The sequence below is a fragment of the Nocardia sp. NPDC057440 genome (assembly GCF_042802915.1).
Lineage (GTDB): Bacteria > Actinomycetota > Actinomycetes > Mycobacteriales > Mycobacteriaceae > Nocardia.
Genome location: NZ_JBHVDF010000012.1, coordinates 152,280 through 161,273, shown reverse-complemented (window position 1 = coordinate 161,273; position 8,994 = coordinate 152,280). Strand labels below are relative to the sequence as shown.

At 66.4% G+C, this 8,994-nt stretch carries 7 protein-coding genes; 2 read left to right on the top strand and 5 right to left on the bottom strand.

Annotated elements, in window-relative coordinates; genetic code table 11:
* Positions 1-493: 493 nt before the first annotated feature.
* The 5 genes from ACFU4Z_RS24525 to mftA form a co-directional block, all read right to left on the bottom strand.
* Positions 494-1,867, bottom strand: coding sequence for a GAF domain-containing protein (locus ACFU4Z_RS24525; RefSeq protein ID WP_379066824.1), 1,374 nt, complete (start codon positions 1,865-1,867; stop codon positions 494-496).
* A 125-nt stretch (positions 1,868-1,992) separates the two neighbouring features.
* Positions 1,993-3,474: a mycofactocin system GMC family oxidoreductase MftG gene (gene mftG, locus ACFU4Z_RS24520; protein ID WP_379066822.1), complete on the bottom strand. Its 1,482-nt coding sequence runs from the start codon at positions 3,472-3,474 to the stop codon at positions 1,993-1,995.
* Between the two features lie 34 nt (positions 3,475-3,508).
* Positions 3,509-4,909: a mycofactocin biosynthesis glycosyltransferase MftF gene (gene mftF, locus ACFU4Z_RS24515; protein WP_379066820.1), complete on the bottom strand. Its 1,401-nt coding sequence runs from the start codon at positions 4,907-4,909 to the stop codon at positions 3,509-3,511.
* Between the two features lie 231 nt (positions 4,910-5,140).
* Positions 5,141-6,703 carry a mycofactocin radical SAM maturase gene (mftC, locus tag ACFU4Z_RS24510; RefSeq protein ID WP_379066818.1) on the bottom strand — a complete coding sequence of 521 codons (1,563 nt, stop codon included), beginning with the start codon at positions 6,701-6,703 and terminating at the stop codon, positions 5,141-5,143.
* A 14-nt stretch (positions 6,704-6,717) separates the two neighbouring features.
* Complete coding sequence (gene mftA, locus ACFU4Z_RS24505; protein ID WP_328413443.1) at positions 6,718-6,816, bottom strand: mycofactocin precursor MftA; 99 nt, start codon at positions 6,814-6,816, stop codon at positions 6,718-6,720.
* Between the two features lie 328 nt (positions 6,817-7,144).
* Here mftA and mftR2 point away from each other — a divergent pair, with 328 nt between their 5' ends.
* Positions 7,145-7,783, top strand: a complete 639-nt coding sequence (mftR2, locus tag ACFU4Z_RS24500) for a mycofactocin system transcriptional regulator MftR2 (RefSeq protein WP_328406520.1) — start codon at positions 7,145-7,147, stop codon at positions 7,781-7,783.
* Positions 7,784-7,844: 61 nt separating this feature from the next.
* Entirely contained in the window at positions 7,845-8,900 is a 1,056-nt protein-coding gene (locus tag ACFU4Z_RS24495) for a 2Fe-2S iron-sulfur cluster-binding protein (protein ID WP_379066816.1), read from the top strand.
* Positions 8,901-8,994 lie beyond the last annotated feature (94 nt).

Below are 8,994 nucleotides of genomic sequence, written 5' to 3'. Positions count from 1 at the left end.
CAGAGCCTCCTAGTTTTGCGAAACAACAGCTGGCCGAATGCTTTTGGGCAGCACGAATAAGCCTCTGCAGCAGAGCCTTCGAGCTCCGGCGCATGGCATGAATGCCGGCCTTTGGGGCGATTCGACGAAAAGCGCGGGACGCGGCAGCATCGCTCGCGCGGGATCCGAACAGATTTGCGTGAAACGAGATCGGCGACTTCGCGTCACCGCCGTGGCGAACGCAGATCGCCGCGGTTGCGCCTAGCTCTTGATCGTTCCTCCAACTCCGCCGCCGCGATGCGGGCGGGCACCGCGGCTATGTCAGCTACATCACATGGATGAGATCCATGCATGCGAACATTAGGCGCTTCGTTAATAAAAAGGAACTTTTTCCCCTAAAAACTTCTGGACGATCGTCCAGCGGGGTTGAGCGGGCAGAAAACCCTGGACAGAGCTGTGTTCGCGACCACATTCGAGCCGCGCATGTGAGCTACCGCACTTTCAGATATGCAGACTATGAGCCGGAACGTTGCATCCGCGTTGCATCAGCGCCCAAGCGCCGGTCGAGGACCCGAATCTTGGCTTCGATCTGCGCGTACAGCGGCGAATCCCGATCGACCGCAGAGCGATAGACGGCCCACGCCGCGGCATCGTCGCGACCCTCGGCGGCCGCCGTCCACCGTCGCAGAACAGCGGCGTCACCAGAACTCAGCACCGCGGCGCGCAGCCGGACCCGGAGCTCGTCGCGAAGGTCGACAATCCCGGGAGCGGTCGAGCGCGGCAGCACCGGGCCCGCGTAAAGCCGTAATGCAGCATCGACATCACCGGAGTCGAGCGCGGCGCGCAACGCCTCCACATCGGTTGCGACATGCACGCGCAAGCGGTATGGGCGCGAACCGAATACGGCCGGGCCGACCACCGAACGCAGTCGCGACATGGCGGCACGGATGGTGCCGTTGTCCAGATCCGTATCATCGAGCAGCAGCGCGAGATGGTCGGCGCCGAGCCCTTCCGGGTGCTCGGCGAGCAGCAGCAGAATCTCGGCGTGCCGCTGCGACAACGGAACTCGATCGCCCGCCACGGTCAGCAACGGCTGCCCGAGCCCGAGTACGTCGAGACCCAACCGGCCCGCCGCGGCCGCATCGGCCGCCTCCTGACTGCCGGGCCGATGCACCGCACCGTGCTGTCCCGCTCGCATCGCGGTGAGCACCAGATCCATTTCCGCGGCGGTCGACGCCGCCTTGACCAACGCCAGAATCTCCGGCTTTGCGACACGAACGCCACCGGCGATCATCAGCACCCCGACCAGCCTGCCGTCGGGATCGTGCACGGGCGCCGCGGCGCCGGTGATCTGATGCATACGATGCAGGAAGTGCTCAGGGCCGTGAATCCATGCGGCCCTTCCGGTCCGCACCACAAGACCGACCGCATTGGTGCCGATGCGCCGCTCACTCAAATCGTCGCCCGCCCGCAAACCGATCTCGGCCGCCGCGGTGACATGGTCGGCATTACCGTGAATCGAGAGCACGCGACCGAATTGATCGGAGACCGCGATGATCAAACCCGTTCTGGCGGTGTCCTGTACGAGAAGCTTGTCGATCAGCGGCATCAATGCGGCGATCGGATGCGCATCGCGGTAGCGCTGCAAATCCGCGCCGCGCAGACCCCGGCCGTCGAGCATATCCATTGGATCGACGCCGCCGCGCACACTGCGCAGCCATGATTCGAGCACGACCGGACGTAGCAGACCGGCAAGCTGCGAAAGCTGCTCGCCTCCCGCGCTAAGATATCCGTGTGCTTGTGCGGCATAGGCTTCAAGGGCGCCGAGTTGAGTGCCGGGTTCGACGCCATGCCGTGGGGGCCGCCCACCTGCAAGATTGCTGACCATTTGCCTTTCTTTCCGCCCCAAACTGTACCGGCGCGTATTCCGGTGGAAGGGCGGATGCTCTTGTTTGTCCGCCAGGTCACACCCGGTTCATACCTCGTACAAATGTGACCTACCCATCTTTCACATCACCGACTGAGGTAATCGGCGGCGCGCTCGGCGATCAGCACCGTCGTAGCCTGCGGACCGCGACTGAGCGGCACCGGGACAATCGAAAGATCCACCACCGACAATCCGGTCACTCCATGCACTCTGCACAGCTCGTCCACCACCGCGCGTTCGTCATCCGCACGCCCCATCCGGCACGTACCGGACAGATGTTGCGAAGTAGCCAGATTCGCCCGCAGCCACATTTCGGCAGCAGCCCCGGATGATTCCGGCATCGGGTTCGATACCCGTGCCGCCGATATCCGGCGCAACAATTCGGTGGCGGTGCCGACAGCCTCGTGCAAACGGTTCCGATCGTGTGCCGCCGACAGATAACGGTGGTCGATATGCGGCGGCACGGCAGGATCAGGTGAACGCAGTCGCATGACGCCTTCGGCATGTGGTCGCATCAAAGCCACCCCGAGCCGCTGCACCCCTGGTGTGAACGCGATGGTGTATGGCCGGATTTCGATATCGTCCAGACTCAGCACATATTCCAGCGGCACCGTCTCCGGCGTGCGAAGCGGTGGATCGAGTCGGTATTCGATACCGATCTCGGGATGATCACTGAATCCGATTCCGACCGGCGCGGGATGACGCACCGGAATATTCAGTGTTCGAAGCTGCTCGACGCCGCCGATGCCGGAACGCAGTAACAGGGCCGCCGATTCGATCGCCCCCGCGCACAGCACGATCCGATCGGCCGACATCGTGCCGATCACGCCGTCGCGCAGGAATTCCACGCCGATGGCGCGCGTACCCCGGAATTCGATGCGGGTGACCTGCATTCCACCGACCACGGTCAGATTGGGCCGCGCCGACGCGGGCAGCAGATACGCCCATCCGGTGCTGACCCGCCTGCCGTTCTCGATGCTGCACGGCACGGGGCCGATGCCGGCGGCGGGACCGGTGCCGGGCGGGGCGTTCAGATCGGCGATCTCGGGAACGCCGGCCGCGGCGCAGGCCGCGGCGAACTCGGCGCTCAGCGGCACGGGCGCGGCGATCCGGCGCACCGGCACGGGCCCGGTCCGGCCGTGCCATGGGCGGTCACCGAAATCGTGGTCGTGCTCGAGTCGCCGATAGACCGGCAGCGCCACGTCGAAGGACCAGGCGGCCGAGGCGATCTCACTGCTCCACGCGGCGAAGTCGGCCGCCGTGGCGCGCACGAAATAGCTGCCGTTGATCGCACCGGAGCCACCGATCACCCTGCCGCGCACAATATTTCCCGCGACCTCGTTGCCCGTATCGTCCGTCGCGAGGGTGACCGGGTAGGTCCACACCCATGGCGACCCGCGGCCGACCGGCAGCCGGGTGGCGTCGAGCAGGTCGGTGGGGATCTCCGCCGCCGTCGCCCACACTGGGCCCGCCTCGAGCAGGCGCACGGTGTGGTCGGGGTTTTCGCTCAGCCGGGCCGCGAGTACACAGCCCGCTGTGCCGCCACCGACGATCAGGGTGTCTGCCATCTACATCAACATCAACAGCATCAGCGGTGGCGAATCAGCTGGACGGCGTGGTGGGTTTGAGCGCCTCGAGGCTGCGCGCGCGAAACGCGCCGAGCCACAGCCCGCTGCCATAGGCGACATCGTCCATCCGCTTGTAGGCCACGTATCGGAACGGATCGAGCCCGCCCGAATCGCGGTGGGTGAACCAGTCGGCGAGGCCGTCGGCGACGGCCATGGTCACCGCGATGCGCCGGATGCGCCGCGACACCAGCATGGCCAGCATGGTGACCGGCCAATAGTGCCTGCACATCGCCGAAGCCAAACGCCAAAGGCCCGCGAAGAATCCGCGCGCGAGGTAGATGGCCGCGATCCTGGTCGGGTTGTCCAGCTCCGCGAAGACCCTTCGTAGTCGGATCAGCGCGGTGACGAGGGTGATCAGTCCGCCGAACAGGCCCCACTTCGACAGCGTCGCGAACAGCAGGGCGGCAACCACCGTCCAGGACGGCACCGACAGCGGCGACACCATGCCCGCATGCCGGTCGCCGAGCGGCGCGGCCCCGGTGCCGTAGAACAGCTTCCGGCCGAACCAGTCACGGAAGGAGATCCGATGGTCGTGCGCCACGTGCGCCGCGGGCTCGTAGCGCAGCCGCCAGCCCGCCTGCTCCAGCCGCCAGCACAGGTCGACGTCCTCGGCCACCTGCATCGTCTCGTCGAAGCCGCCCTGGGCCAGCAGGGCCCGGCGGCGGACCAGCAGTGCCGCACTCGGCACATAGGACACCAGACCGCGCGACTGCACCGCCGACTCGCGCCTGCCGAGGTCTAGTGAGGAACGGGTGTGCTCGTAGCGGGCCAGCGTGTTCGACTCCGGATCGAGCGCGACGATGCGCGGCGCGACGAGCGCGACCTCCGGGTCGCTGAAGTGCCCGAGCATCACCTCGAGCCAGCCGCTGCGCGGGACGACATCGGAGTCGAGGAAGGCGACGAAGTCGGTTGTCGCGGCCCGTAATCCGGCATTGCGGGCCGCGGCGGGCCCCTGCTTGCGATCGTGGCGCAGGACGGTCACCCGGCACCGAGTGCCCCGATTGCTCGGGATGGGCACCGGTTGATCGGAACCGTCGTCGACGACGATCACGTTGTGCCCGCGCAGCGCCGCGAGCAGTCGAACCAGACCGTCGGCGTTGTTGTACAGCGGAACGATCACGGTGACGTCTTCCGGCGAGGGCAGCAGCCGGGGACGCGGATTGCCGACACCGGAATCGAGCAGCCGTCTGGCAACAACAGCGGATTTAGGGTCGGTGACCTCCAGGTACCCGTCGCCGATCATCTCGGCGGCCTCCGGGGCAAGCCGCAGCAACCGGGCGGGCGAACCGCCGATCAGTATGCGCCCCCCGGAGTATGCGCGTACCCGTGGATCGATCCGTACCCCGAACCCGTCGGGCAGGCGATCATTGCGCATTCTTGGCATGCTAGGCGGAGATTCACGCACGAGCATCATCCACCCGGAAAAAAGGACAGAATTTCGTCCGAATTGGCCCGAGCGGACAGGCAACCCTCGGCACCGAGCGTTGCCGAGAGGTCGCTGGCTACCAATCTCGGACGCTCGGCAACAGGCGGGCAATCTTCCGGCCGTGCGATTGACGGCGACCTTCGAGCGACAGGGCAGCACATCACTGGCTACCTTCCGGCATCATGTCAGCGGGCTCTCGTCGCAGGCGCGCGAAGGACGTCGTTCGGGTGTGACGACGGGCCGGGACACCGACAGCGTGAGCGGAATCGGACCCGGCTTTCGCGGACCGGGCCCGCGCGGCGCCGCCCGCCGCGAGTGGTCGACCGACGAGCGCGGGATCATCCGCCCCGTGTCGGCCAGCGCCGCCTCGCCGTAGCCCTGCACACACTCCGGGTCCGGTCCGTCGGCGGGCAGGCCGGTGAAGAACTTCGCCGCCATGCAGCCGCCGCGGCAGGAGTCGTAGTGGGCGCAGCCGGAGCAGGCGCCGCCACCGCTGGGCTCGCGCAGCTCCGCGAAGAGCTGCGACTCCTGCCAGACGGCACGAAAACCACCGTCCGCCACCACATTTCCGGCCATGAACCGTTCATGGATGGCGAACGGGCAGGCGTACACATCGCCGAGCGGATCGACGAGGCAGACGACCCGGCCCGCACCGCACATGTTCAGCCCCGGCAGTGCCTCGCCGAACGCGGACAGGTGGAAGAACGAGTCACCGGTGAGCACACCGTCGCCGTTGCGCACCAGCCAGTCGTAGAGCACCCGTTGCTGTTCGGGCAGCGGGTGCAGTTCGTCCCAGACGTCGGCGCCGCGCCCCGAGGGCCGCAGTCTGGTCAAACGCAGTGTGGCGCCGTACTTGTCGGCGATCGCCTTGAACTCGTCGAGCTGGGCGATGTTGTGACGGGTCGCGACCACCGACAGCTTGGCGTCGGAGAACCCGGCCGCGGCCAGGTTGTCCAATGCCCTGATCGCCATGTCGTAGGAGCCCGGCCCCCGCACCGCGTCGTTGACCTCCGCGTCCGCACCGTCCAGCGAAATCTGAACGTCCACATAGTCACTGGCGGCAAGGCGCGCGGCGACCTCCGGCGTGATGCGAACTCCGTTGGTGGAGAACTTCACTCCGACATGATGCGCGGTCGCGTAGTCGACCAGCTCCCAGAAATCCGGGCGCACAGTGGGTTCGCCGCCGCCGATGTTCACGTAGAAGATCTGCATGCGTTCGAACTCGTCGATCAGCGCCTTGCACTGCTCGGTGCTCAGCTCACGCGGATCACGCCTGCCCGAGGAGGATAGGCAGTGCACGCAGGACAGATTGCAGGCGTAGGTGAGCTCCCAAGTGAGGCAGATCGGTGCCGCGAGACCGGTTTCGAATCGGTCGATCAGGCGCACCGCACCGGCCGATGCCGGAGCCGCCCCTGCGTCCGGCCGGGCGACGGGTGCGGCGACTGCGCTGTGCCGCAATGCTTTCGGAGCGCTTCCCGGTGCCGCGGGAGTGATCATGCTCGAGTCGGCCAGCTGTTCCAGCGCCCGCACATACGGGCCGGCGGCATCGTCCGACAGACCGGCCGCCCGCAGCGCGGTTCGCGCCGAGGCGTGCGAGGGCAGCGACCGCACGATCTCGAGGATGCGCGGGTTCTTCAGGAACGAGAGCTTGCGCGTGCCGAAGTGGTAGAGCAGCGCGCCGAACGACTCCGGCCGCAGCGCCACCCTCGGGTGCAGCTCCCAACGAGTATCGAGATCGAGCATGGTCGCTCCGCCGTTCAGTAGACGCCGCACATACCGTCGATGGAGACCTCTTCGATGAGGGTTTCCTCCACCAGCGGCGCTTCCTCGGCCGAACGCGCGTCGACCGTGGTGATCGGCCCGGTGCTGTCGGTGTCGGTCTTTCCGAGCGATCCGTATTCCGGCATGGCTACCTCCGAGATGACGATCGGTGTCCACGGCCACCCGATGTAGCCGCGCTCACACGATAACGTCATACACTGACAAAATGGAACAGGTTCCACTCGATAGATCGAGGTGGGCGTGCGGCGTCCCGCTCAGTGGACGCGCCGCCCCGGGCCGCCAGACCTGCCCACCGAGTCGCACGCACGCCGACCGGTCCGGAGGCGGGCGCTCTAGACTTTCGGTGGCAAGCAGCTGAACAGGACGTGACGGGCGATCGATGCCCGCGGTGGTAGAGGTGGCATGGGAGTCGGACGAATGCAGGCGAGCGGGGGCGGCAATACTCTGTCGGAGTCCGAGATCGTCGAGGCCGCGCTGCGGGTGGTTCGAGAAGACGGCGTCGAGAAATTGTCGATGCGGCGACTTTCCCGCGAACTCGGGGTTTCACCGATGGCGCCGTACTACTACGTGGCCGATAAACGGGAGCTGCTCGACCTGGTCGCCACCGCGGCACTGACCGGAGTTCGCAAGCCACCGCCCGAATCCGGGCCGTGGCAGCAGCGGCTGCGTGACCTCATCGACCAGATCGATGAGAAGCTGCGCAAGCATCCCGGCCTCGGCGATGTACTGATCGAGCAGATGCTCGGCAAACAGCTCGATCTGATCGCCGCACTGATGGAGATCCTGTTCGAAGCGGGCTTCACCGACCGCAATGTGCTCGCCGCCTACGCGACGATCCACACCTACCTGTTCGGCCGCAGCCGAGTGAATCCGCGGGATCGATCGCCGCTGTCGGATGTGGCGCTGCCCGACGTGGTGGAGCGCGCCACCAAGTACATGGCGGACCTGCGCGGGAAGTACGCCTACGACTTCGGCATGGAGGTGTTGGTAGCCGGTCTGGAGGCCCAGCTTGTCCGGCAGCCGAATACCGACGTACGATGAAACTGAAACACGTTCTAGTTTTGTCGGTACCCGCCGGCTGCGCCACGTTCGAGAGGACGCCATGACCACCGTTGAAGTTCCACACGGCTCCCGCTCGGTCGTGCTGCGGGTAGCCGCTGTCATCACCGAGACCGTCGACACCTGCTCGCTGGTCTTCGACGTGCCCGAGGAATCGCGTGAGCGCTTCAGCTACCAGCCCGGCCAATTCCTGACACTGCGCATTCCGAGCGACCTGACCGGCTCGGTGGCGCGGTGCTATTCCCTTGCCAGCTCGCCCTACACCGACGACCGGCCGAAGGTCACCATCAAACGCACCGTCGGCGGCTACGGATCGAACTGGGTGTGCGACAACGTCAAAGCGGGCGACCAGATCGAGGTGCTGCCGCCCTCCGGCGTTTTCACACCCAAGGATCTCGACGACGACCTGCTGCTCTTCGGCGCGGGCAGCGGCATCACCCCGGTGATGTCCATCCTGAAATCGGCGCTGGCCAGGGGCAACGGCAAGATCGTTCTGATCTACGCCAACCGCGACCACGAATCGGTGATCTTCGCGGCCGAATTGCGGGAGCTGGCCGACAAGCATCCGCAACGGCTTACCGTGATCCATTGGCTGGAGTACCTGCAGGGCCTGCCCACGCCGGACGCGCTGGCCACCCTGGTGTCGCCCTACGCCACTTACCACGCCTTCATGTGCGGGCCGAAACCGTTCATGGACCGGGTGCACGACGCGCTCGCACGGATCGATGTGCCGCGCTCGCGCACCCACGCCGAGGTGTTCAATTCCCTTGCCGGAGACCCGTTCGCCGACCAGGCGCCGATCGAGGTCAGCGATGAGGAGGCCGCTGCCGCCGCCACCGTCGAGGTCGAACTCGACGGCGAAGTGCACGAGCTGTCCTGGCCGCGCAAGCAGACCCTGGTCGACATCATGCTGGCCAAGGGACTCGACGTGCCCTACTCCTGCCAGGAAGGCGAATGCGGTTCCTGCGCCTGCACGGTGCTGGAGGGCGAGGTCGAGATGGAGAACGCCGAAATCCTCGACCCCGAGGACATCGCCAACGGCTACATCCTCGGCTGCCAGGCCAGGCCGGTCACCGACCACCTGAAAATCCAGTTCTGAATCTTTGGCAGCGCCTGCGGCGCTGCGTGTTCGCGGCCCCCAAGGCTCGCGTCCGAGCGGCCGAGACTCGCGACTTCGTCGCATGCGCTTCGGC